The following is a 23,352-nucleotide window of genomic DNA, read 5'->3' on the forward strand; positions in this document are numbered from 1 at the left end:
AATCGTTTCCCAGCCCCACTTTTCCGATATCAACAATAAACGAAAAAAGCTGCCCCAATTAGTCTGTTACAGACTTATGGGACAGCCCCTTTTTTGTATTCTACAAAGAATATGCATATAAATTAACCGATGATGACTCGTTCAGTTGGATAGTGATAATGTTCTTTGATCTCTCTGCCTCTAATAATGAATAACAAAGAGAATATTCCAATCCGGCCTATAAACATGAGTATAATGATGACAATTTTGCCTCCTGTACTTAGCTCTGGTGTGATTCCCATCGATAAACCAGTAGTCCCAAAAGCAGAGGAAACTTCAAATATGATTTCTGTCAAAGTGAATGCATCCTCAATCGTTGCCATAGTAATCACTGCAAATGCGCAAATCAATGATGCCGTCATGATCACAATATAAGAACGAATAACATCTTGCTGATGAATTTCCCGGTCAAAAATCTTGATTGTAGTCTTTCCTCGCGCGAAAACAAAAAGGCTTAATACCGCGATTGCAAACGTAGTAGTACGTATGCCGCCGCCGACACTACTAGGAGAAGCCCCTATAAACATCAGCATTGCTATACCTAGTAAAGTTCCAGTAGCAAACTCACTGACATCCATTGTAGCCAGTCCGCCATTGCGTGTAGTGACTGATTGAAATAAAGCATAAAAGAAGCTTTCATGCCACTCTTTTCCGGCCAGGAAGTTCCCTTGTTCAAAGATTAAAATAAAAATCATACCTACAGCTACCAGCAGGAAAAATGTCGATGTAGTCAATTTGGTGTAAAGAGAAAAACGATAGTTATCTCCCTTATAAGTTAAGAATTCTTTCAGTTCAATTAACACAGGAAAACCAATCGCTCCAAAAATCAATAATACTATATTTAAAAATTGTACAAAATAGTCATCGGCAAACGGGACAAGCGAGCTTCCAGTAATATCAAAACCTGCATTCGTTGTAGCACTGACCGCAGCAAATGCCCCCTGATAATAAGCCTCCTGCCAGGTTGGGAAATATTGCAAGAAATAGGTACCCAAAATCAAAAAACCTATAAACTCAATGACAAGGATAAGTCCTAGTATTTGCTTCATCAGTTGAACAAGCCCGGAAAGAGTAGATTGATTCTGATCCGTCATAATCAATTGCCTTTCCCGCAACCCGATCCGCTTACCAAATAGAAGCCATATGAAAGTGCCCAGCGTCATGATACCGATTCCTCCGAACTGAAGGATGAACATCAACACAAAGTACCCTGGAACACTGAAAGTATCAGCAGTAGAAACAACCGTAAGTCCGGTAACACTAATGGCACTGACGGCAGTAAACAGCGTATTTATAAAAGTCACATCGACCTCAGGACGATGGACAAATGGCAGACTGAGCAGCATTGTAGCAATGACTACTGCTGATAGATAATATAAAACAATTATTTGGACAGAGGTGAACCGATGTATTCGATCAAGACTTTTCATTTTATGATGTTTTAATTTCATTACATCTCACAGCTTTCATCTTTTTATCTAATGACTGTTATCCATACCCTATAGAATAAGCAACAATCCATTTCTTAGCAAGAAAAAATTCTGTAAGATCGCCAGGATATGTCGTTGCAAAGTACAGGTTTATAAAAGTTCTCCTATATGTAAACCAGTAATAAAAGTGAGCAAACTGCCTAATAAGGAAAGAGATACATAAATCCAGACTTTTTTATAGCTTCCCTTCCGCACAAGCTCTACTGTTTCAACAGAAAAAGTTGAAAAAGTTGTGAAGGCCCCAAAAAAGCCGATTCCTGCCACTAAAAACCATGTATCATCATAAACGTATTCAGGAATTTCTCCATAGATAAGGCCAAAAAACAAGCCAAGGCCAAAAGAGCCAAGCACATTGACAAACAACATGGCTACTGGGACACGGGGATGAGGAAACCGGTTCATGATAAGGAGGCCAAACAGGTATCTTGCCACTGCGCCAAAGGCACCTCCAATAGCGACTGCAAACATATTCATGATTCCCTCACCTTCCTATAACTTTCACTCCATTGTGTTCCCAGTATCAACCCTCCAAAAGCAAGCAGTACGCCTCCGAATAAAGAAACTGTAAGATAAATGACGGAAGCCATAAAAGAGAATTGACTGCCGAGAACGAACGAGTCACTAGCTAATGTCGACATCGTCGTAAACCCTCCGCAAAAACCTACCCCAATCCCTTTATTAATCCACTCTCTCGTGCTGCTATGTAACATCCATCCCGTAACCATTCCCAGCATTAGACTCCCAGTGAGGTTTTCAATAACCGTGCCTGTCGGGAGGCCGGTTGATAATAACTGAAGATTAATCAAATATCTGAATACCGCTCCAATTGCGCCACCAGCGGCAATAGCTGCTATGTTTTTATAAATCAACGCTCTCCCTCCTTTTTGATATGGAATTAGTATACCTCAATCCTCTACTATACAAAAATCCAGAAAACAGCATACCGCCAAGGCTAGCTTCCATTCTTCAAATAAAAAACAACCCCATAGCGAATATTTTCCGCTATGGGGTGAATTACCGCTATAAAAACTTCTTTTGTACCTTTTTGCCACTGTAACTGAACAGTACTTCTTTCTTCTCGACAACTGTTTCCATATGAACTGGACGCCCCCATAGCTGATAAATATAAGGCAGGGTTCGTTCCAAATATTCCAGATCCAGCTCGACATCTTCATAATGGTGCTTCAAATATAGTTCCCCGTTTTTTAGAAAATCACCGTCGTTCACGGTGATATATGGAAAACCACCATTTACACGCATGGTTACTAGCTGATCGCGCACGGCTTCATAGTCTTTATCAGAAATCTTATAGTCCTTTCCCTGCTTTTGGAACAGATACAAATCCTCGTTTCGGCACAAATCTTTGGTTAGATAATTTCGGATGAAAGAAATATCTGACTCGATTTCACGAACCTCAAACATTTTTTCTCGACCTGAACCTGGTTCGACTCCGCGCTTTTTCATCTCTTCCGTTGGATTGTCATAGCGTTCTTCAATATCTTCAAAGATTTTAAGCCCTAAATAATATGGGTTGATTTGTGTTCGAGATGGCTGCACGACGCCTGCATTCAATTTTGCAAACTCGACTGCTTCACTACTGGTAAGATCCATTTCCCGCAAGATTCGAGCGTGCCAGTACGAAGCCCACCCTTCGTTCATCTAAGGTGCTTCTGCAATATTTGAGGCTCTGTTAAAGTTTAAAGTTAATATTTATAGAAAAACAGAACTTCCAATTACCACCTGGAAGTTCTGTTTAGCGATATTGTCTTATTGAACTAACGCACCTGTTAGTTGAACACGTACATTTTCTATTGCACATTAGGGTCGTACTATTCATTAAGCCGTTTATATCCTTTTTTTCAGAATGAAAATTTTTCCACTATTACCATGGTTTTCTCGTCCATCCCTCTCAGGATTAAGAACATATATTATCAATGTGAGATATATTCTTACCAATAACTTTTAAGGAGGTGAGTTTAGCTATGTCTGACGGCAGAAATAGAAATAACTTTGAGTTGATTGTTGTGTTGTTTATTCTACTGATTATTGTAGGTGCAGCTTTTGTAAAAGACCGTTACTAGTATGCCTAAAAACAAATTTCTAATAAGGAGATTTGTGCCTTGGTTCAAACCGCCATTCCCATTCTTCCCACCTTATGAAAGATTTTTAATAATTTTATTGGGACTGCGAATCCACAACCTCCCCCCACGTAGTGGTGGTAGTCCTTATCCCTTAAGTCGAAGCATTGCTTCGACTATTTTTATTTATCATGGATCTCTCCATACCATAAGCGTATTATTTTCATGTATTTCTAACTGCGTAATATCTGTCTATTGTGGCATCAAATATCCTTTCCTTCTTCCGCAAACCTCCCCCGTTAGTAGCTCTCTAACATATATTCAATTAATTTAATCCAATGATTAAGATGACGAGTTCTATTTATTCTTATTTTTAGAGATTTCTTGCAGTACCATTCCTGTTGAGGATGATGCATTAAGAGCATCAATTAAATATTCTCGTAAATGATACTTTTCCGCTGGATTAATTTTTTGATTGGCTTTAAGGATATCAATTGCTGTCATAGACATCACCAACTTATATTTGATGATTTTATTACAGAATATTTGTTCGATTTAATCAAATATCAACAATTTTGGTCAATTACTGCCCCGCGCTCCATATTTATTCCTCCTAGGAAATTAATGTGTACGAAACACACTATTGCCGCAGATCCCTTAAACAAACTTAAAAATAATTCCTTCTTGATATTAAATTCTCGCTCATAAAACACCCCATAACGAATATTTTCCGCTATGGGGTGATTTCCTGTTATAAAAATTTCTTCTGTACCTTTTTCCCGCTGTAACTGAAAAGTACTTCTTTCTTCTCGACAACCGTTTCCATATGGACTGGACGCCCCCATAGCTGATAAATATATGGCAGGGTCCGTTCCAAATATTCCAGGTCCAACTCGACATCTTCATAATGATGCTTCAGATAAAGCTCCCCGTTTTTCAAGAAATCGCCGTCATTCACGGTGATGTATGGAAAGCCGCCGTTGACCCGCATGGTTACCAGCTGGTCTCTTACTGCCTCATAATCCTTATCGGAAATTTTATAGTCCTTTCCCTGCTTTTGGAATAGGTACAAATCCTCATTTCGGCACAAATCTTTAGTTAGATAATTTCGGATGAAAGAGATATCTGACTCGATTTCACGAACTTCAAACATCTTTTCGCGGCCTGATCCTGGTTCGACTCCGCGCTTTTTCATCTCTTCCGTTGGATTATCATAGCGTTCTTCAATATCTTCAAAAATTTTAAGCCCTAAATAATAAGGGTTGATTTGTGTTCGTGATGGCTGCACGACGCCTGCATTCAATTTTGCAAACTCGACCGCTTCACTGCTGGTCAGATCCATTTCACGCAAAATCCGTGCGTGCCAGTAGCTCGCCCAGCCTTCGTTCATGATCTTCGTTTCAAGCTGTGGCCAGAAATATAACATTTCCTGACGCATCATTGTCAGCACATCACGCTGCCACGGCTCCAGTTCCCTGCTGTACTGCTCGATGAACAGCAAGATATCTTTCTCTGGTCTAGGTGGAAATTTTCTTTTTGTTCTTCTCTCAGGCTTTATGCTTTTATCTGAGGATTCGCTAAGTTTCCATAAATCATCATAAGGTGTCGGCCTTGATGCTGGTTCATCTTCCTCTTCTACTTCTTCGACATCCTGCCATGTCCACTCTAATTTTGGCCGCACCAAGGATGGATCGATATGTTCCTGGATAGCCAGTATTGCATTTAGAAAATCTTCCACTTCTTTCTTACCATATTTCTTTTCATATGCAGATATACGTTCGGCTGTCGCCGACATACTCTCCACCATATCACGATTCGTATTTTGGAAACGAACATTGTTTTTGAAAAAATCACAGTGTGCCAATACATGAGCAACAATCAATTTATTTTGAATCAGACTGTTGGAATTCAGCAAAAATGCGTAACAAGGGTTGGAGTTGATTACTAATTCATAAATTTTACTTAAACCTAAATCATACTGTAGTTTCATTTTGTGGTATTGCTTCCCAAAACTCCAATGGGAAAAGCGCGTCGGCATACCGTAAGCACCAAATGTATAAATGATATCCGCTGGACAAATTTCATAACGCATCGGGTAGAAGTCGAGTCCGAAACCCTCTGCGATTTCAGTTATTTCACTTATCGCTCTATGCAGTAACTGTTGCTCCTCAGATTTCAATTAGTTCTCCCCCTTAATGATTATTACTCTAATGTATGACCATTTATATGGAATGATGAAAAGGATTGAAGTAATCTGTTATGCCCGTCCTAAAGAGCATGGATACTATCCAGCTAATTAGTAACATAGTTGAGCATTAAAGGGTTCTGAGAGGAATGGGAGATTAGTGAAAAAACCGAAATCTGCGTAGGCACTCATTATAAGTATAAATAGAAAAACAAAACGACCAGAACTTATATCTGATCGTTTTGTAATATTTTAAGATGATAAGTTTTGACTCCAGTCGATGGTAACTTCACCTTCCAGGTACTTCTCGGCATCCATAGCTGCCATACAACCAGTGCCTGCGGCTGTAACCGCCTGGCGATATTTGTTGTCCTGCACGTCACCACAGGCGAAAAGACCAGGAATATTCGTGTTTGTTGTACCTGGGGTAACCTGGATATAGCCATTTTCATCCGTATCGACTTGCCCCTTCAAAAATTCCGTGTTCGGGTTATGCCCAATGGCAATGAAGATGCCGTCCGCTTCAATAACTTCCTCTTCTCCGGTATCATTATCCTTCACTTTAAGACCGGAAACTTTCATGCCGTCAGAGATAACCTCCACTGGTGTCTTATTCAGACTCCATGTGATTTTCTCATTGTTTTTCGCCCGATCCTGCATGATTTTAGAAGCGCGGAGCTCATGACGGCGGTGTACGACGTTCACTTCACTTGCAAACTTCGTCAGGAAATTGGATTCTTCCATAGCGGAATCCCCGCCACCGATAATCAGTACTTTTTTATCCCGGAAAAAGAAGCCGTCACAAGTAGCACAGGTGCTGACACCTTTCCCCATATTCTCTTTCTCTCCTGGAATTCCGAGCATTTTTGCGGAAGCCCCGGTGGAGACAATTACGGTCTCAGCTTTCAGTTCGCCAAGTCCGTCTACAGAAAGCTTGAATGGACGTTCTGATGTATCCACGTCTGTCACCCAGCCTCGTTCAAACTTTGCTCCAAAGCGCTGGGCTTGTTTTTTCATATTATCCATCAGTTCCGGTCCCATAATGCCATCCGGAAAGCCGGGATAGTTCTCTACTTCTGTCGTCAACGTCAATTGTCCGCCTGGTTCTGGTCCTTCGATGACCAATGGTTCCATATTCGCACGAGCCAGGTAGACAGCCGCAGTCAACCCGGAAGGCCCTGTTCCTAGAATAATCGCTTTATGTGCCATTAGTTTTTCCTCCTAACAGTAGCTTGGTTAGTTAATAGTATGCCCAAATATTGTGCTCTTTTACTGAACCGATCTTGGGTTCCATTATCACTATTAACCAAGCTGGGGATGTTCGAAACATCCCAGCCGATTCCCTTTAACTTATCAAGATTTTTGTGATGTATAAAAAAGCCAGGGTCTCCTTCCCTGGCTTTCCCTTTATTCTCCTTCTTCAGCAAAACGTTTGATGCGTGCTTCGATTTCATCACGGACCCGCTGGAAGACCGCCCATTTCTCCTCTTCGGTGCCTTCAGCTTTAGCTGGGTCATCAAATCCCCAGTGATAGCGTGTCACATGCGGTGGAGTCATGGGACACTTATCATTTGCATCTCCACACAAAGTAATCGCATAAGCGGCATGGTTCAGGATATCATTATCAATCATATCGGACGTATGGCCGCTGATATCAATATCTGCTTCCTTCATTGCTTTGACGGCATTGGGGTTCAAGCCATGGGCCTCGATCCCTGCAGATAATACTTCATACTGATCACCCAGGTATTTCTTCCCAAACCCTTCTGCCATTTGGCTGCGACAAGAATTGCCTGTACATAAGAAATAAATGACTGGCTTATTAGACATAATGATTCTCCTTTATGAACAGATTTAAATTAGTAATAGCCATAGATATAAACCAACTAACGTAATGAATAGTGTTGGGACAGTCAAAATAATTCCCACTTTAAAATAGTATCCCCACGAAATTTTCACACCTTTCAGAGAAAGCACATGGAGCCATAATAAGGTAGCTAGTGAACCAATTGGTGTGATTTTCGGTCCTAAATCCGAACCGATTATGTTTGCATAAATCAAGGCTTCCCTGATTGTACCGCTGGTATTTGTATCAGCAATAGCAAGTGCGTCAATCATGACCGTCGGCATATTGTTCATGATTGATGATAAGATCGCGGCAATGAAGCCCATCGAAATGGTAGCAGCAAACAAACCAGTATCAGCAGTCGCCTGGATGACATTAGCCAGGACATCAGTCAATCCAACATTCCGGAGCCCATAAACTACCACATACATCCCAATAGAAAAGAACACAATTGCCCATGGAGCTCCTTTGACAACTTTTGCTGTTTCCACAGCTGGACTTCTACGCGCCATAATCAGGAAGAAAATAGCGACGACACCAGCAATAATCGATACGGGAATTCCGATGAATTCACTGGCAAAATAACCAACCAGCAAGACACCTAATACGCCCCAGGAAAGCCGGAACATTTTATGGTCTTTGATGGCTTCTGCCGGCTTTTTCAATTGATCCATATCATAATCAACAGGGATATCCTTTCGGAAAAATAAATACAGCACCAGAATACTTGCCCCTAAGGAAAAAAAGTTGGGTACGATCATACGTGACGCATATTCAACGAAACCAATATTGAAAAAGTCTGCCGATACTATATTAACGAGGTTACTTACTACTAATGGCAATGAAGTAGTATCAGCGATGAACCCACTGGCCATAATGAACGGCAGGATCATCGTTTCCTTGAAATTCAAATTACGCACCATTGCAAGAACAATTGGTGTCAAAATCAATGCAGCCCCGTCATTGGCGAATAATGCTGCAACAATGGCACCGAGCAAGGTGACATATACAAACATCCGAATTCCGTTTCCTTTAGCGACACGCGCCATATGAAGAGCGGACCATTCAAAAAATCCGATTTCATCTAAAATTAAAGAGATGGTAATAATAGCAATAAACGCCAAGGTTGCATTCCAGACAATTCCTGTTACCGTCACAACATCATTAAAATCTACGACGCCGGCGACAAGTGCAAGAATGGCACCTCCAATAGCTGTCCAGCCAATGCCAAGTCCTTTCGGCTGCCAGATGACTAGGACAAGCGTTATGATGAAAATAATCGTTGCTAATAATACGGGAGCCAAAAACTATTCCTCCTGTCAATCACATTGAATCCGTTTACCAGATTTCTCTAATGCTTCTAATTTTTCTTTTTGTTCTGGGATATGTTCCAAAACATTTGCTACTAGTGGAAAGATATCACTACTCTCATTCAATTTATAAAAAATCCAGTGACCTTTGCGTTCTTCCTGAACAAGACCTGCATCCCGCAGCTTTCTAAGGTGCTGACTGATTGCAGGCTGGCTCATTTGTAATATCTCGACAAATTCACAGACGCAGCATTCATTTCCCTTAAGCAGGCCAACAATTGTCAACCGGGTTTTGTCACCGAGGAGCTTTAGCGCAGTTGTTGCTCGCTCAATGTCTACCATTGTTTTTTCCATTGCTCCACCTCCGCTACAAATCACTATATAAGTATATGCTTATATTTGCAAGTGGAAATAACATTCTTTACATTTCTTTAATATTATTGCCTGCTAATTGTGAAATACAAAAAGCGTCCCCTAAAAGGACGCTTTCCTTATCAATGAGCTTTCGGTTCAAATGTCTTACAGTCGGTTTCTTTTTGATCTTCCGCTTGGTTGCCAGTATGACTGACCACATAAATTTCTGATGCACTGCATCGGTTACCTTCTACGTAATAGACACAGTTATTTACTTCACAAAGTACATCTTGAGCCACTTTCATTCACCTCCACTGCTTATATTTTGCACGCTTACTTGACTCCACATGCCAAATAACTACAGAGAGTTTTTCCCAATATAAAAACAGGCTGCATGAAACAGCCTGTTTTGTAATTATTCTGCATCCGGGAAGATGCGATCAACCATTTCACCAAATTGACGGAAGAAACCTTCTACCGGCTCTCCTCTATCTACATCATTAACATAGTTATCGGTCAAATCAGCGAAATCAGCATTAGCGGATACATAAACGTTATCAATGTCATTATTTTGGTTCTTCACGATATCAGCGATTTTTTTCTTCATTTCATCACTTACATCACCGTCTTCGTTTTCACCAATATCCATTCCACCGTCGTCTCTCACGCCCTCAGCGTTGTTCATCTGGTTGCCAAGGTCTGAGTTATTATTTTTTGCCTCCTGGCCATCCATAACAACAGCAACATAAGCATTATTACGAGTAGTTAATACATTGGCACGCTCGACACCTTCTACTTTATCAGCGATGGTTTGGGCAGCCTGTTCCGCAACTTCGTAGTTATTATTGCCCCGGTCGTTGACGTTCATGTTGTTGTCCCGGTTAGCCATGTCCTCCGCATTTCTTTCGAACCGAGTGTTTTCCACACCATCATTTGTATTATCATTCCTTGCTCCTTCATCATTTGCCTGGCAAGCTACTAAAGCAGAAGATGCAAGCAGACCAAGAGCGATTGCTTTTAGTTTCATTTTACTTCCTCCTTCTTATGGTTAGATATCGTTGATTATCTTTCCATAAAAAAAGGAAAATATACCGATATATTTTTTAATTATAATTTGCTTTTTAAAGAGTGAAAATCACCGATTAAATGAGACATAAAAAAGATGGAGGAAACATCCTCCACCTTACACAGTCAGGCTGTCAGCCCCCACCACATATTTAAAAAGACCATGTACAAAGTCAGCAAGGCATTTATAAACAGGAAGACTGCAGGCACGACTTTTAATACATTATCGATCCGGGAATAGGAAAGCCTTATAAATACAACGGAAGCGATCAGGGTTATATAATATGTAATGAATAATAGCCAGTAATTGCCCATAGGCTCACCAAGCCCAATCTCATAACCGATTGCAAAAATTGCCCAGACACTCAAAAAAGAAACCACTGCAATTGAAAACCAGCGCCGCTCGTTCGTAAAATAAATAATCCCGGCTACCCCGGCCGCTAACGTCATGACACCGAATATTTCCGTCAATATCACCATGACACGTAAGGCTGTATCAGTGCCGGCTACTGTGAAACTGAATAGCAGGAATAACCCAAACACAGCAATTCCACAGACATTAGCAAAATACAACTGGTCTTTCCTGTCCATTCCTGTAAATAGTTGTTTTGTTCTCTCCATTTCCATGGCTGACTCAGCTCCTCCCCAACACGAATGGTAATCAAAATGATTATACCATAAGTTAAGCTGGTTACTCCGGGTAAACCCCAGAGTAACAACAGCTGGATCAATGTGTTTTTTTTGCTTTTGGCCCTTTTTTAGAGCGGTATTCTTTTCCTTTATTCTGGTCTCCTGAAGCAATTTCTTTACCGAATTCTTCGTTCATTTTTCCACCTGGAAGTTTCCCGGTACGTTTGGGTGAACTTTGGTTTTTGCTGCCTTTACTTCCATTATGACTTGTCATAGTATCTGCTCCTTTCAATGGATTACCCTTATTTTCTGCCAGTAAAACCGTTTCATTCCGTTAAGTGTTGGCATTTTTAGTACCAATCAACAAGGAAGACAGAACAGAATCCGGACATAATAAAAGCAACCCTTCGCTTTAGAAAGGGGCGGAATAACGATGCATTACAGCGACTATGACAAAGCTTTATATTACACGCTTTGGGGACAATGGGACGACTTGTTGATTTTGATGGTACGGACGGAGGACCAATTCTTATCAAAGAAAATTGAAGTTTTCCTTCACGCATTTCATTATCACTCGACGGAAAAAGAAGTACTTGAATCCCATGAAAATTTACTATCCTATATCGACCATGCGATGGTATCGACAGCACCTGTCATGATGGTTTAACCTTAGAAAAAACTGGGCTTAGTCTATATGACGAAAGCCTATTTTATAAAAAAGCAGCCTGTGAGGGCTGCTTTTTCTTATGGTCTAGGATAGGTTTGTGTCAGTGGGTGTAAATGCAATTCATCAATCAGCATATGTTTTGGCACACCTGCCATATAGACGATCGATTCGGCAATATTTTCCACTTTGAGCCATTTTTCTTTTTCGGGAAGTCCCTGTTTACTATTTGCAAAATACGTATCGACCATACCGGGATTGATAGTCCCTACGCGAATGCCTTCTTCGCGGACCTCCTGTGCCACTGCTCCCATAAAACCTTGTACCGCATACTTTGTGGACGTATATAAGGACCCCGCTTCAGGGATTGTATAACGGGAAACATCTGAAGCCACTGTAATAATTGTGCCGAATTGATGTTTTTTCATAATCGGCAAAACAGCTTTTGTAGCAAGGAAGACACCCTGAACATTAATGGAAAATGTTTTTTCCCATTCTTCAACGGTAACATCTTCTACTTTTTTAAAAGCACCGATCCCAGCATTATTAATGAGTATATCAATTTTCCCATAGGCTTTTTCTGTCGCCTGAACGACGCGTTCTATGTCATTTTCTTTACTGACATCTGCGACAAAGGACTGAATGTTTTCATATTCCTCTTCTTTTAAGTCTTCTGCTGTCTCATGGATATCCTGTGAACTTCCGAGAATGGCAAGTTTCACACCCTTTTCTGCCAGCTGCCTTGCTACTTCTCTTCCTATTCCACGTGAGGCTCCAGTTACAATGGCAACCTGATCTTTTAACATCGAATCTTCCTTTCTTTACGTACGTTCTGGTTTCACCACGGTATCTAATTTATAATCCAACTCGAATAAATCCCTTCTGCGATCATGGAGTTGTCGTACGGTTCCTGATTTTCGCTGTCGTCTTAAGATTTCAAGATCGACATCCCCGACAACGACGGTTTCCACGTTGGCATTACATTCGCCAACAATGCCGTCTCTTGCGAATTCAAAATCAGACGGAGTGAAAATCCCGGACTGGGCATACTGTATGTCCATATTTTCTACTTGTGTCAAGTTGCCGACTGTACCAGCAATGACCGTGTAGACTTGATTTTCAACGGCACGTGCCTGGGCACAATATCGGACACGCAAATACCCTTGACGATCATCCGTACAGAACGGCACAAAGATAATATTCGCTCCTTTATCGACAGCGTAGCGGGCAAGTTCAGGAAACTGGATATCATAACAGATTTGGATGGCAATTTTACCACAGTCCGTATCGAATACTTTTACAGCATCTCCCGGTTGGATTCCCCACCACTTTCGCTCATTCGGAGTGACATGAATTTTATATTGTTTTTCTATCGTACCATCTCTGCGGAACAGATAGGAAATATTATAAATATGGTCGTCCTCTTCTACAAAGTGTGATCCGCCGATGATATTAACGTTGTATTTTACCGCCAGATGGGTGAACAGCTCAATATAATCTTCGGTAAATTCCGATAACCTGCGAACCGCCTGTGATGGGACTTTTTCTTCCAGAAAGGACATCAACTGGGTTGTGAATATTTCCGGGAACACAGCAAAGTCAGAACCGAAATCTGCCGCGACATCCACATAGTATTCACACTGTCTCGCAAATTCTTCGAAGGAATCGATATTCTTCATCATGTATTGAATAACCATGATCCGGACCGGGTAGCTTGTCTTAAAATGCCGCTTCGTTCTGGCACGATAATCAACATTATTCCACTCCATTAAAGTAGCATACTTGGAAGACTGTGTATCATCCGGCAAGTAGTTCGGGTTGATTCGCATGACAGTAAACCCGTTCATTACCTGAAACGTCAAGACCGGGTCATAGATTTTTTTATTTAATACTTCTTCCACATATTCCCTAGGCGACATCTCCTGTTCATATTTATGATAGTTAGGGATTCTGCCGCCAATAATGATACTTTTGAGGTTCAGCTGTCTTGCCAGTTCCTTTCTTGCTTCATAGAGGCGCCGGCCGATTTTCATCCCTCGGAACTCAGGGTGGACCATGACCTCTATTCCATATAAATTGTAGCCTTCATCATCATGATTCGTGATATATCCTTCATCGGTAATATCATCCCATGTATGCTTATCGTCATATTCATCAAAATTGACAATCAAACTGGAACAGCTCCCGATAATTTCTCCGTCATACTCCACGACGAACTGCCCTTCCGGGAAATGACGGAGGTGGCTTTCCAAATGCTCCCGCTTCCATGGTTCCATATTTGGAAAACAGACTGCCTGCAATTTCAATATGGGTTCGATATCTTTATCCTGGAGATTCCTGACCGCCAGTTTTTTTTCAAATTGGGATAAATCAAGTTTGGACATGAAATTTTATCCTTTCCTGGTAATCATTTTAGTCATAATATAGCTTACTGAAAAAAGGATTCCCTTGTCTAGTTTTACCCTTTTACCGATTTCTCGTAACTGCTTCTTAATTGATGGTAACGTACCAACAACATACACCTTTAGCGTAATAAATTTCATAAAAGAGTACAAACTATGGTTAAGGAGGCGATCTATATGGCTGAACAAGTAGTGGCAGTAAGAAAAAATAGTGATGGGGATATCATAGAACTGAAGCTGACTTCCGGCCAGGTTGTCGATTATAAGCAGGCCCGGCAGATGGCAGATAGTGGGGAGATCGAGCATGTGAACACCTTCCGAGGTAAGGATGGAGATAAGCATCTGAGAAGTGATGCAGACGGAGATCCAACCAACAACCTCGATAACCTGCCAACATTTTAATACCAAAAAAAGAGCCTGCACACAAGCAGGCTCTTAATTATGGCCTAATGTTTCCTTACCGGCACGGACGATATTTGCCAGCTCCCCACTATAGTCGTTGGCGGCAAAATGAAGCAAGTCTTTCATCCCTCCATCAAAAACAAGCTCCCCTTTATCCATCAATAACAGTCGTTTACTCAGCCTGGTAAGCTCATACCAGTCATGGCTGATATAAATGAGTGTTACACCAGATTCATTCAACTTTTTCAGCCAATCAATAATTTCAACTTTGGCGGCAATATCTATTCCAGCGGTAGGCTCGTCTAATAGACAAATTTCCGGCCTGTGCAATAACCCAATGTATAAATGGAGTTTTCGCTTCCATCCTCCTGATAAATCCTCTGTCCGCTGGTTCATCACCTCATCCAGTCGTAATACTTCCAGCATATTATTTACGTAAATATCATCGATTACTGATGCACTGAGTTTACGCCAGGAATTGATTTGCTCCTTCACTTTCAACCCTTCAAACAAAGCGATCTCCTGGGAGATATAACCTATGCGTTTTCGAATATTTTTCACCTGGTTCCTGTAAGGATGATCTTCAAAAAGCAACGTCCCGCTTGACGGCTTTTCAATCGTAGCTAGCAATTTTAATAACGTTGTTTTGCCTGCTCCATTGGGACCAATGATGCCAAGCGATTCCCCAGGATTAATATGAAAGGTCAGATCATGAAGAATCGGTTTCCTTTTATAACTTTTAGTTATCGCTTCTGATCGGATCATACGAGTCCCTCCAGCCAAATTTGATGGAACAGCCAGCCGTGCGGCAGCCATTTTTCCAAAAAAACACTATCCACACTTTCTAAAGGTATACCTCCAAAAAGAAAAGAAACCACAATAATAGCGGTAGTTACGCTGATAAATACTCTTTGATTTTTAACGAGTATTGCCAGCACCAGCCAGCATGCATGGACAATACTGATGACACCTGCAACTTTTAGCAGCGAGGGGAGCAGCAGAGTCCAGGAAATTGGAAAAACAAACGTAACGAGTGTAAGTACTAGGAAAGTAACACCAAGTAATATGCCTAACGACAATAGGAATAAAACAACGTAGTAAGAATAGACATGGCTGCCAGTCAGCTTCATCCGCGTCAATAATCCTGTACGGCGATCATGGAATAGGGGTAAGTAAAGATAAATAGCTGCCCCCATGAGATATACAAGCAAAATGGAAAGCACTCCCTTTACCGCCAATGGAATTGCTTCTTTTTCCTTCCCCAGCCCGCTGACCCAATGGAAATCCATTTTAAAAAGTGGATCTGGCTGCCAATAACTATCCGCTTGTGTGAACGTATCCCCCCAAACCGAATCCCCCTGATACTCCGCAGCGAATTGAGCGGATTTACTGTTAAGCAGGAGACGGGTCGCTTCTGAAGCGACTTTTTCTTTTGCAAAAGCGTCGAAAGCGGAAGCTTCCGTGCGAAGCCAACGGATTGTATCCCCCGTTTCCCCCGTTTTCAGTTGCTCTTCAAAACCAACCTCAATAAGGAAAGCTGCCTCTAATTCTCCGATCTGCACCAGCCTTTTTGCTTCCTCTAAATCAAGTTTTTTCAGGTTAAGGCGTTCATTTTCTTCAAGACGTTCATAGACGAGTGAAGAAAACTGCGTATTATCCTGATCCACCCACCCTACTGGCACTTGACTCCCTGATACAGTGGCAGAAAGAAACGGATAAACTCCAAGGACACACACGAAAGGGAAGAAAAACAGAAATAACAGGCTTCTCCAACATTGCATGAACCGGATGAATTGCAGTCTAAGCTGGGTACCCATTACGCTTCTCCACCTTCCGAATAATAAGCCAACATGTAAAGACCAGTGCCAGTCCCCACCCCGATGGAACAAGTAAGAAAAATAGGGATGTCTCCTGCAGCCCCTGATAGATACGATGCCAAGGTAAAACATCCTGCACGTTATTCAGCCACTGAGGCAAATAACTGCGTGGAATTAACACTCCGCTTGCCAAGAGTAAAGGGAGTGATAAGATACCATACCATAAAGCAGCTTCCACTTTTCTTCTGGTAACAGCAAGGAAAAAAGCTGCCAGACCCGCTTGTAACAACGCATGAAACAATAGCAGTAACTGAGAGGGTTGAAGTGCTTCTTGGACATAAAAACCATAAACAAAGAAAAACATCTCATTCCCAATTAAAATAAAAAGAAAGAATAAGGCGGCATGGACAAGATATATACGCCCTTTTCCTATATTCATCGTTTGCAGCCGATCTCTCACACCCCCGTGCAGCAACGACTGTCGGGAAGCGATGAATAAGCTAAGTGACAACCAAGAACCCAGCATCCAGGCACCTATTGCAGCATGATTCACCCAGCCAATGGATGCTCCTCGCTCTATGTTTTCCGTCACAAACAGACCATTCCGATCGAGCGCCTCCAATGTAAAAGTAATGATGACCTGCTGCAGTAATTGTTGACGCTCCTCCGAATTTTCCATGGGTTGTATTACTGATTGATACACCGCATTGACGCCACTTTGCGCGGCAGATATGTAACTTGCTGCGCTGTCCAGTAATAACTGCACAACACCTGACTCTAACGGTTTAGTGTCATTCAGCCATACTTCCATTGGAGTGTTAGTACCACTTCTTAAATCAGCAGTGAAACCTGCTGGAATGATTACGGCCCCTGTCCATTCCCCGTTACGGAGCCCTTTTTCTACTTCATCTATTTCTTCCGGTATGAACCGTAATTGGTCGTTTAGCGTCTCGTCTTCCTGCAGCTGGTTGATCAGGGACTTTGTTTCAAAGGTCTGGTCCCCATCAACAATAGCGACCTTAATCGGCTCATTCTCTCCATTCAGGAACCCTGCTATTCCATATCCTAACAATCCTAAAAGTAAATACGGTGCAACTACACATAAAAAAAGAAGGAGCGGCCGCCTGGCAGCCGCTCTGATTTCTAGCAAAAAAAGCGAGATGCTTTGCACGACCGTTCCTCCTTCACTCTTTAAAAGGCTCCCAGCCCTCCAAAGTTACCGAACATATCCATATAATATTTTTGCAGGTTCATTTCTATTTCCTGCATAATTGATTCCATTTCCTGATCACTTGTTTCCATTACATTCACGGTGCCGGTTTCTGTAAGGTCAGGAAAATCCAAAGCATTTGTAAATTCGGTATCGGTAATGATATTAAATTCAACCATACCACTGACTGGGCCTATCATTGGGTCTTCCATAGCGAAATCTAACCCGACATCCAGGTTTTGATTTGCCTTATCCTCATCTAATTCAGAAGCTGTATTGATATAACCACTCAGTTCAGGAACGGGACCGCCGGCAAAAGCGGCACCATCCATTACAATATCAAATGTAGTTTCGGTGCTTGCCCCTTCCAGTACAGAAGAAAGGGTCACTCCTATAGTAGAGGTCTGGCCTTCCTCTTCCATCGAAAAGGAAATGTCATGATCCACATGAAGCGCGTCTCCGGATTTTTCTCCGTTTTCATCCAGACGGAAGGAGAATGTTCCATCTTCACCGGACGGGACAACGTCCATCGCTACCTTAGATGTATAAGCTTCATCCTTTTCCTCGTAATTCGTACGTAATGAGATAGCAGCTGATTCCTCTGCTTCTGCATGACTTATCGTAAAATTGATGTCCCGATAAGCAACTAAATCCCCGTCAAGGTAGGCTTCCAGCTTGAAGCCATCCGGCATTTGAATATTATCTACTTCGTTTTCCAACTCTTCCACAGCGGTTTTCCCATCCTCGACATCCCCTGCAGCCATATTCAATTTCATTTGTGTTTCAACCAAATCCCAAATACGATCATCATTTTTCAATTTATTTAACAACACTTTTATAAGGTCTTTTGATTCTTGCTCCGAAAGGCTCAGGGTGACTTTGTCATACTTAGCATTTTCGTAACGCACACCGTTTTCCATTTCGAATTGATCTTTGTCCAGCTCTTTGATTAAAGTTGTCGTATAGTCTTTCGCAATCTCATCCAATTCATCAGCTGTCAAAGTGGCAGATTGGTATTCAGCCAGGTTCGGCAGTTCCTCCATGCCGGCTGCCTCTTCCCCATGCTTACGCAAAAATTCACCCAGTTGATCGTTTGGCAAGGTAAAATAGTCTTCATAAAGAAATGGAACTTTTAAAGCTGCTTGACTTTCGTTCTGGTAAATTTCCGCGTTTCCCAGGCTTTGGCCCTGGAACAGCAAGTCTAACGCCATGAACGTCTCTTTAGTGCCAGGGTCCACCATCTGCTCTGTCTCTAATTTAGCAGACGAAACCATCCCTTTAATCATCGGGAGCATAGCACCGAATGACTGAGCACCATCTTCGACATTAAAATCTGCTGTTACCGTAGAAGAACTGTGATAAGCACTTTCGGTCATTTTCTCTTCCAATTCTTCCATTTGTTCTGATTGGCTTTCCAGAAAAGTCATCTGTTTTTCAATTGTATTCTGCTCTGCAGTCAAATAACGAGTCATCGGATCTTTATCCTTCATGACACCGAAAGCGGTGGCGCCAATTCCCGCAACAATGATAACTGTCGCCATTATAAATATCCAGTTTTTTACCCTGCCTCTTCCTTTAGCGGTCCCCTTGTTTCGTTGGTAGCTCATGTTTCTCCCCCTATTTTGTGTAATCATTCTCCCTAATTGTTATACGACCCTGGCTACTAAAAGTTTCAAATAAATACTAAATATTACAAGTTGATGTCAGTATACTATTTTCAAAGAAAAATAGATATATGTATTTGCTTGTCCAATTAATATTATTCACCTTATTCGAAAACCATGTTAAAAAACTAAATCGTCGCCAATTCCATCTGAGGACAATCCAGGGCTTTCTTTTACTCTACTCCTTTAAAAACTGAAACAATTATAAATACAAAAAACCGCAGGCCATATACAAGCACCTGCGGTTTTCGTTCATTTTCTATTTTCTTTTTTTACGTGTCCTGGCGGTTGAGTATCTTTACCTGTATCTTTTTTCTTTTGCCCAGGGGGAGTCTTACTATTATCCGGTCTTTCGGTAGATTTATTTTTGGATTTATCTGCACCAGAAGGAGAATGACCCTTCTTTTTTTCTTGACCAGGCGGCTGTTTTTCTTTCACCTTGTCGTTTGCTTTAGTGGAAGGTTCATTCCCTTTTGTATGGTTTTCTTTTTTCTCAGTTGAATTTTTTCCAGGTTTTTTCTTTTCAAGCCCTTTTCCTTGGCCAGGGTGATCGTTCTTCTTCTCGCCAGGCGATGACTTTTGTTTTTCCTTACCAGGAGGAGTTGTTTGTTTCGCTTTTTCAGTTTTAACCTGCTTTTTCTTTGACTCCTCTTCCTTTTTCTTCACGGGGTCCTTTGGTTCTTCTGATTTATAAAAAGATTGAATGATATCCTTATCTTCCCCATCCAGCTGCGGAACCTCGCTAGTAGAAACATCCTGATCTTGTACAGTGGAACTGTCATCCGATAGTGTTTCAGCCATATATTGATTGACCGGTTTGTTCACTTCTTTCGCCTTATTACGGACACTTTCAGGCACAACAAAAGCCGCTACACTTAAAGTGGCTAATTGTTCATCGACATAATCTTCGATCTCTTCGGTAAAATCAAATTCCAACTCTTCGTTCAAATAACTGACCCCTACCAGAACACTGTCAAGTTCATTCATCATTCCTTGTTCCTCACTAAGCTCAATAAATCGGACAATTACTTCTTCTGCAGCTTCATGCTTCCATGAGGAAAATCCATCGAGCAGTTCAGCTGCATCCTCATTATGGGGAATCATGTCCAGTACCTGTCTGTCTTCATTAATTTCCATTTCAACACTTGGATTGATATCGACATTTACATAAGCATATGCTTTATTACTGTCATACCAGGAATATAAAGGTAAAAGTGCAAGAAGAATTGCTGTTACCATCGCTATTATCCGCAGCCTGGCATGCTGCGTTTTCAACAGAAAAAATCCAGCTGATCTCTTTCTTTCCGGCAGAAGCTCGTAATGGGATTCCATTCCGACTTCTACATCATTCAGTGGTTTTGCTTTGTGAAAAGTACCAAACTCGGTAAGAACAATGGTATAACCACGGTGGTGTTCCATGACAATTCCTTTTCTCACAACCCCACCCCCTTAATATAGTCTTTTAGGTACACATATTCTTCACTAAGAATGATGACCATCGCCAGAATAAATTTCCGGTTCCGTTCCAGCGTTTTTTTACTGACATCCACACGTCCAACGAGATCTTTGATTGGCAGTCTGCCCTTTTTCAAGACTTGTTCCCTTAGTTCTGCATCTGTGTAAATTACCCTGGCTACCCGAATCGCTGATTCACGAGCGTCCCGGTGCTGAGGAGATACTTCGGTTAGTTCTTTGAAAGATAGCTTGTACTGCTTCAACTTCAATTGAAAATCCTTGATCTCTTCCCGTCGGTACCATGCTTCTGTCTGGCGTTCGTATTGTTCTTTAGCGGCCGTAATCTCAGATGGGTTCTCCATCTGCTCTTCATTCTCATAATCTTCATCAAGGGAAGCAGCCATCAAGTGGCGCTGCTCATTCCGGATAAAATCAATCACCTTACGCTTAATGACCAGGCGCGCAAAAGATAAGAAAGAGCTTCCCTTTTGGGAAGAGAAGGAGTCGATCGCTTCATTGAATGCCATCAGCCCGATGCTGAATTCATCATCCTTATGTTGATCAATATACCGTTTACATACTTCAGAAACATTTTTGGCGATAAAAGGTTGATATTGTTGTAAAAGGTGATTACGAATTTCTTCGTCTCCCGCTTGTGCTAATGTCACTTGCTCATTAAGGGAGGTGTCAGTTTTCTTATCAAACAGACTCCTGATCAACCTTTACCACCTCCAGCTATTAAGAAATTTCGTGAGAGCCTTTTATTTTATGGGTGTTCTTATCAAAATTCTTTCAATTATGTTACAAAGATGTTTCAACCAACCTTATTTCTGAAGTATAACCTAACTATATTAAGGGGTCTATTCTATTACACTAAAATGTTCAACGTGACTATCTTATCGAATTATCATCTTGTTATCTAGCACAGGTTGTTTACATTTTATTAAATGATGATTTCAAAATATAGGTCTTATTTCCTGTGGACAGAATTCTGGCAAGAAAAAAGCCTCACCATCTGGTGAGGCCATAAACCATATTCGTATTACTGCCAATAGGGTTCTTTGCGATATTTCCGATAAATCATCTCTTCAAATTCTTTTGTCACTGTTTGGTCTTTCTCATAATTAGGACCGTCTTCAATAGTTTCGAGTTTTAGATCAATATAAAAATCATTCGTTAACCAATCTACCGATTGGAGCCAATCGGGTGATAACAGCACCCGTTCATTTGTGGACCATTCACTAGTATCTACAAGTAAATATCTTATTCTCCAAGTACCTTCATCAATCATTAAATCTTTAATATAGCCGATTTTGCCATTTTCTCCGTGCACAACTCCGTGTTTAAATTCACCTTTGATGCTTTCACTACTGCGCAGTTTATCCTTCCTATCATGAACATTATCATTAATAGGTGGTTCCTGAGTCGTTTGAGGCTCAGCTGCTCTCGCTGGTTCTTCCACCGGGTCCATCGGTGTCAAATAGCCACCCCATAGAAATTCACCTGCCCAATATTGTTTCCACCCAAAGGTGTCGGATAATTCCATTTCTTTCTCATAAGAAAAATCCTGTTTTTCTTCCAAGGTCGCATTATGCCGGATATCTTCTTTATTATTTTCCACATGGACTACTTCTTCTCCGGTGTCAACTGCCTTTACCCCGGAAGGTGAGACTACCACTTTCTTTCCGGGCAGCCATTTCCGTGTATCAGCCACTAAATAGCGGACAGTCCATTTCTTGTCATCAAAATATAAGTCTTTCACTTTACCAAGCTCCCCGTCGTTGGCCTGGATATTATAGTTTTTTAATGTACTAGCAAAATATAACATGTAACCCCTCCTCATGAAAGGCTGGCAATTTATAACTATTTTTCCCTGTGTAATTTAGAGTCAAACTTATAATAGGTAAGTTGTTCCGGATGGTTTATCTCTTTTTCATAACAGGTATAAAGACAATAAGCGTGATGGCGAAAGGAGGGTGAAGGTTGAAAGCAGTTCTATTAAACACCACATTAAAACGCGGAACAGACGCCAGTGAAACAGAACAATTACTCCATGAAGCAACAAAAATATTACAGAGAGAACAGATCGATACGAACCGGATTCATTTAAGAGATTTCCATATCTCTTTCGGTATCACCGACCGTCTGGATGGCGATGATGACTGGCCATTTATATTCGATAAGATCAAGGAAGCAGATATCGTAATTATCGGGACACCGATTTCTATGGGAGAAAAAAGCAGCATTGCCAGTCTGATACTGGAACGGCTGCAAGGCTATCAAAACTTGCAAAATAAAAAGGGACAGTCCCTTTTTTATAATAAAGTTAGCGGAGTAGTCGTAGCCGGAGCAAAAGAAGATGGAGGCCGCTCTGCTGCTCAGTCAATTTTCTACCAGCTCTCTATGATTGGATTTACCATCCCTCCCCATGCTCACGCCACCTACGAGGGGCGACATGACTCAAGTCAAGAAGAAGCAGTGGATATCTCACGAGATCATGTGGCACTCGATAATATCGAACGAATGACTTACAATTTGATTCATTTTGCTGAATTATTCAAGTTCCACCCCATCCCCACCCTGGGAAACGTGATAGATTCATGAGCGCAAGCGCCTTGCTAACCCCCGACAAGCTTAAGACAAGCCTCGGCGTGACGGTCTTGGTACTTTTAGACCAATTAAGTTTAAAAAGGTTTAAAGTATAAGTAAAACTAAGGCTTTCGCCATAAAGCGTTGGCGAT

25 protein-coding genes and 2 pseudogenes are annotated in these 23,352 nt (G+C 41.4%); 4 read left to right on the forward strand and 23 right to left on the reverse strand.

Going from position 1 to position 23,352, the window contains the following annotated elements; genetic code table 11:
• Positions 1–122 precede the first annotated feature (122 nt).
• The 4 genes and pseudogenes from FHS45_RS18540 to FHS45_RS18555 all read right to left on the reverse strand — a co-directional run.
• On the reverse strand, positions 123–1,469 hold the full coding sequence (locus tag FHS45_RS18540) for a TrkH family potassium uptake protein (RefSeq protein ID WP_062447673.1): 1,347 nt from the start codon (positions 1,467–1,469) through the stop codon (positions 123–125).
• 150 nt (positions 1,470–1,619) lie between these two features.
• Positions 1,620–2,003 carry a fluoride efflux transporter CrcB gene (crcB, locus tag FHS45_RS18545; RefSeq protein ID WP_062444029.1) on the reverse strand — a complete coding sequence of 128 codons (384 nt, stop codon included), beginning with the start codon at positions 2,001–2,003 and terminating at the stop codon, positions 1,620–1,622.
• A complete protein-coding gene (locus FHS45_RS18550) occupies positions 2,000–2,398 on the reverse strand; it encodes a fluoride efflux transporter FluC (RefSeq protein WP_208416546.1) in 399 nt (132 codons plus the stop codon). Before FHS45_RS18550 ends, crcB begins: the two co-directional genes overlap by 4 nt.
• 151 nt (positions 2,399–2,549) lie before the next feature.
• Positions 2,550–3,188: pseudogene (locus FHS45_RS18555) on the reverse strand (SpoVR family protein); the annotation flags it as partial.
• A 323-nt stretch (positions 3,189–3,511) separates the two neighbouring features.
• Here FHS45_RS18555 and FHS45_RS18560 point away from each other — a divergent pair.
• A complete protein-coding gene (locus FHS45_RS18560) occupies positions 3,512–3,610 on the forward strand; it encodes a YjcZ family sporulation protein (RefSeq protein WP_082411984.1) in 99 nt (32 codons plus the stop codon).
• Positions 3,611–3,967: 357 nt separating this feature from the next.
• On the opposite strand, the pseudogene FHS45_RS18565 reads toward FHS45_RS18560, so the two are convergent.
• The 10 genes and pseudogenes from FHS45_RS18565 to FHS45_RS18610 form a co-directional block, all read right to left on the reverse strand.
• A pseudogene (locus FHS45_RS18565) lies at positions 3,968–4,111 on the reverse strand (IS1595 family transposase); the annotation flags it as partial.
• Between the two features lie 247 nt (positions 4,112–4,358).
• Positions 4,359–5,786, reverse strand: coding sequence for a SpoVR family protein (locus FHS45_RS18570; protein ID WP_062444026.1), 1,428 nt, complete (start codon positions 5,784–5,786; stop codon positions 4,359–4,361).
• Between the two features lie 258 nt (positions 5,787–6,044).
• Positions 6,045–7,001 (reverse strand): thioredoxin-disulfide reductase, encoded by a 957-nt coding sequence (gene trxB / locus FHS45_RS18575; protein ID WP_062444023.1) that lies wholly within the window; start codon positions 6,999–7,001, stop codon positions 6,045–6,047.
• Between the two features lie 198 nt (positions 7,002–7,199).
• Complete coding sequence (gene arsC / locus FHS45_RS18580; protein ID WP_062444018.1) at positions 7,200–7,622, reverse strand: arsenate reductase (thioredoxin); 423 nt, start codon at positions 7,620–7,622, stop codon at positions 7,200–7,202.
• Positions 7,623–7,646: 24 nt separating this feature from the next.
• Positions 7,647–8,942 carry an arsenic transporter gene (locus tag FHS45_RS18585; RefSeq protein ID WP_062444015.1) on the reverse strand — a complete coding sequence of 432 codons (1,296 nt, stop codon included), beginning with the start codon at positions 8,940–8,942 and terminating at the stop codon, positions 7,647–7,649.
• A gap of 15 nt (positions 8,943–8,957) precedes the next feature.
• Positions 8,958–9,302, reverse strand: a complete 345-nt coding sequence (locus FHS45_RS18590) for an ArsR/SmtB family transcription factor (protein WP_062444012.1) — start codon at positions 9,300–9,302, stop codon at positions 8,958–8,960.
• A 140-nt stretch (positions 9,303–9,442) separates the two neighbouring features.
• Entirely contained in the window at positions 9,443–9,601 is a 159-nt protein-coding gene (locus FHS45_RS18595) for a DUF1540 domain-containing protein (protein ID WP_082412124.1), read from the reverse strand.
• Positions 9,602–9,717: 116 nt separating this feature from the next.
• Positions 9,718–10,329: a YhcN/YlaJ family sporulation lipoprotein gene (locus FHS45_RS18600; protein ID WP_062444010.1), complete on the reverse strand. Its 612-nt coding sequence runs from the start codon at positions 10,327–10,329 to the stop codon at positions 9,718–9,720.
• Between the two features lie 164 nt (positions 10,330–10,493).
• A complete protein-coding gene (locus FHS45_RS18605; protein ID WP_062444007.1) occupies positions 10,494–10,994 on the reverse strand; it encodes a hypothetical protein in 501 nt (166 codons plus the stop codon).
• Between the two features lie 100 nt (positions 10,995–11,094).
• Positions 11,095–11,271: a hypothetical protein gene (locus FHS45_RS18610; RefSeq protein WP_062444003.1), complete on the reverse strand. Its 177-nt coding sequence runs from the start codon at positions 11,269–11,271 to the stop codon at positions 11,095–11,097.
• 159 nt (positions 11,272–11,430) lie between these two features.
• On the opposite strand from FHS45_RS18610, the gene FHS45_RS18615 reads away from it, so the two are divergent.
• The gene (locus FHS45_RS18615; RefSeq protein ID WP_062444000.1) at positions 11,431–11,664 is read left to right on the forward strand and encodes a YhdB family protein; all 234 of its coding nucleotides are present in this window, start codon (positions 11,431–11,433) and stop codon (positions 11,662–11,664) included.
• 77 nt (positions 11,665–11,741) lie between these two features.
• On the opposite strand, the gene FHS45_RS18620 is transcribed toward FHS45_RS18615, so the two are convergent.
• Positions 11,742–12,467 (reverse strand): SDR family oxidoreductase, encoded by a 726-nt coding sequence (locus FHS45_RS18620; RefSeq protein WP_062443996.1) that lies wholly within the window; start codon positions 12,465–12,467, stop codon positions 11,742–11,744.
• A 15-nt stretch (positions 12,468–12,482) separates the two neighbouring features.
• Positions 12,483–14,045, reverse strand: coding sequence for a bifunctional GNAT family N-acetyltransferase/carbon-nitrogen hydrolase family protein (locus FHS45_RS18625; RefSeq protein WP_062443993.1), 1,563 nt, complete (start codon positions 14,043–14,045; stop codon positions 12,483–12,485).
• Positions 14,046–14,240: 195 nt separating this feature from the next.
• Here FHS45_RS18625 and FHS45_RS18630 point away from each other — a divergent pair, with 195 nt between their 5' ends.
• Positions 14,241–14,465 carry a DUF3892 domain-containing protein gene (locus tag FHS45_RS18630; RefSeq protein WP_062443990.1) on the forward strand — a complete coding sequence of 75 codons (225 nt, stop codon included), beginning with the start codon at positions 14,241–14,243 and terminating at the stop codon, positions 14,463–14,465.
• Positions 14,466–14,498: 33 nt separating this feature from the next.
• Here FHS45_RS18630 and FHS45_RS18635 read toward each other — a convergent pair whose 3' ends face one another.
• From FHS45_RS18635 to FHS45_RS18665, 7 genes are all read right to left on the reverse strand, one after another.
• Positions 14,499–15,230, reverse strand: a complete 732-nt coding sequence (locus FHS45_RS18635; RefSeq protein WP_062443986.1) for an ABC transporter ATP-binding protein — start codon at positions 15,228–15,230, stop codon at positions 14,499–14,501.
• On the reverse strand, positions 15,227–16,282 hold the full coding sequence (locus tag FHS45_RS18640) for an ABC transporter permease (RefSeq protein ID WP_062443983.1): 1,056 nt from the start codon (positions 16,280–16,282) through the stop codon (positions 15,227–15,229). The genes FHS45_RS18635 and FHS45_RS18640 overlap by 4 nt, the downstream gene beginning before the upstream one ends.
• On the reverse strand, positions 16,266–17,453 hold the full coding sequence (locus tag FHS45_RS18645) for an ABC transporter permease (RefSeq protein ID WP_062443979.1): 1,188 nt from the start codon (positions 17,451–17,453) through the stop codon (positions 16,266–16,268). The genes FHS45_RS18640 and FHS45_RS18645 overlap by 17 nt, the downstream gene beginning before the upstream one ends.
• A gap of 20 nt (positions 17,454–17,473) precedes the next feature.
• A complete protein-coding gene (locus FHS45_RS18650; RefSeq protein ID WP_062443976.1) occupies positions 17,474–19,099 on the reverse strand; it encodes a DUF6583 family protein in 1,626 nt (541 codons plus the stop codon).
• 309 nt (positions 19,100–19,408) lie between these two features.
• Complete coding sequence (locus FHS45_RS18655) at positions 19,409–20,593, reverse strand: anti-sigma-I factor RsgI family protein (protein WP_062443974.1); 1,185 nt, start codon at positions 20,591–20,593, stop codon at positions 19,409–19,411.
• Complete coding sequence (gene sigI / locus FHS45_RS18660; RefSeq protein ID WP_062443971.1) at positions 20,590–21,330, reverse strand: RNA polymerase sigma factor SigI; 741 nt, start codon at positions 21,328–21,330, stop codon at positions 20,590–20,592. The genes FHS45_RS18655 and sigI overlap by 4 nt, the downstream gene beginning before the upstream one ends.
• 323 nt (positions 21,331–21,653) lie before the next feature.
• Positions 21,654–22,439 (reverse strand): PRC-barrel domain-containing protein, encoded by a 786-nt coding sequence (locus FHS45_RS18665; protein WP_062443967.1) that lies wholly within the window; start codon positions 22,437–22,439, stop codon positions 21,654–21,656.
• A gap of 155 nt (positions 22,440–22,594) precedes the next feature.
• Between FHS45_RS18665 and FHS45_RS18670 the strand changes: the two genes are divergently transcribed.
• Positions 22,595–23,215 carry a flavodoxin family protein gene (locus FHS45_RS18670; RefSeq protein WP_062443964.1) on the forward strand — a complete coding sequence of 207 codons (621 nt, stop codon included), beginning with the start codon at positions 22,595–22,597 and terminating at the stop codon, positions 23,213–23,215.
• The last annotated feature ends 137 nt before the right edge of the window (positions 23,216–23,352 follow it).

Origin of the sequence: Thalassobacillus devorans (genome assembly GCF_011761345.1) — a bacterium.
GTDB classification, from domain to species: domain Bacteria; phylum Bacillota; class Bacilli; order Bacillales; family Halobacillaceae; genus Thalassobacillus; species Thalassobacillus devorans.

Coding starts and splice junctions, on each gene's coding strand:
- FHS45_RS18540 (WP_062447673.1), bottom strand. CDS start 1,469: ATGAAAAGTCTTGATCGAATACATCGGTTCACCTCTGTCCAAATAATT.
- crcB (WP_062444029.1), bottom strand. CDS start 2,003: ATGAATATGTTTGCAGTCGCTATTGGAGGTGCCTTTGGCGCAGTGGCA.
- FHS45_RS18560 (WP_082411984.1), top strand. CDS start 3,512: ATGTCTGACGGCAGAAATAGAAATAACTTTGAGTTGATTGTTGTGTTG.
- trxB (WP_062444023.1), bottom strand. CDS start 7,001: ATGGCACATAAAGCGATTATTCTAGGAACAGGGCCTTCCGGGTTGACT.
- arsC (WP_062444018.1), bottom strand. CDS start 7,622: ATGTCTAATAAGCCAGTCATTTATTTCTTATGTACAGGCAATTCTTGT.
- FHS45_RS18590 (WP_062444012.1), bottom strand. CDS start 9,302: ATGGAAAAAACAATGGTAGACATTGAGCGAGCAACAACTGCGCTAAAG.
- FHS45_RS18600 (WP_062444010.1), bottom strand. CDS start 10,329: ATGAAACTAAAAGCAATCGCTCTTGGTCTGCTTGCATCTTCTGCTTTA.
- FHS45_RS18605 (WP_062444007.1), bottom strand. CDS start 10,994: ATGGAAATGGAGAGAACAAAACAACTATTTACAGGAATGGACAGGAAA.
- FHS45_RS18610 (WP_062444003.1), bottom strand. CDS start 11,271: ATGACAAGTCATAATGGAAGTAAAGGCAGCAAAAACCAAAGTTCACCC.
- FHS45_RS18615 (WP_062444000.1), top strand. CDS start 11,431: ATGCATTACAGCGACTATGACAAAGCTTTATATTACACGCTTTGGGGA.
- FHS45_RS18620 (WP_062443996.1), bottom strand. CDS start 12,467: ATGTTAAAAGATCAGGTTGCCATTGTAACTGGAGCCTCACGTGGAATA.
- FHS45_RS18625 (WP_062443993.1), bottom strand. CDS start 14,045: ATGTCCAAACTTGATTTATCCCAATTTGAAAAAAAACTGGCGGTCAGG.
- FHS45_RS18630 (WP_062443990.1), top strand. CDS start 14,241: ATGGCTGAACAAGTAGTGGCAGTAAGAAAAAATAGTGATGGGGATATC.
- FHS45_RS18635 (WP_062443986.1), bottom strand. CDS start 15,230: ATGATCCGATCAGAAGCGATAACTAAAAGTTATAAAAGGAAACCGATT.
- FHS45_RS18640 (WP_062443983.1), bottom strand. CDS start 16,282: ATGGGTACCCAGCTTAGACTGCAATTCATCCGGTTCATGCAATGTTGG.
- FHS45_RS18650 (WP_062443976.1), bottom strand. CDS start 19,099: ATGAGCTACCAACGAAACAAGGGGACCGCTAAAGGAAGAGGCAGGGTA.
- FHS45_RS18665 (WP_062443967.1), bottom strand. CDS start 22,439: ATGTTATATTTTGCTAGTACATTAAAAAACTATAATATCCAGGCCAAC.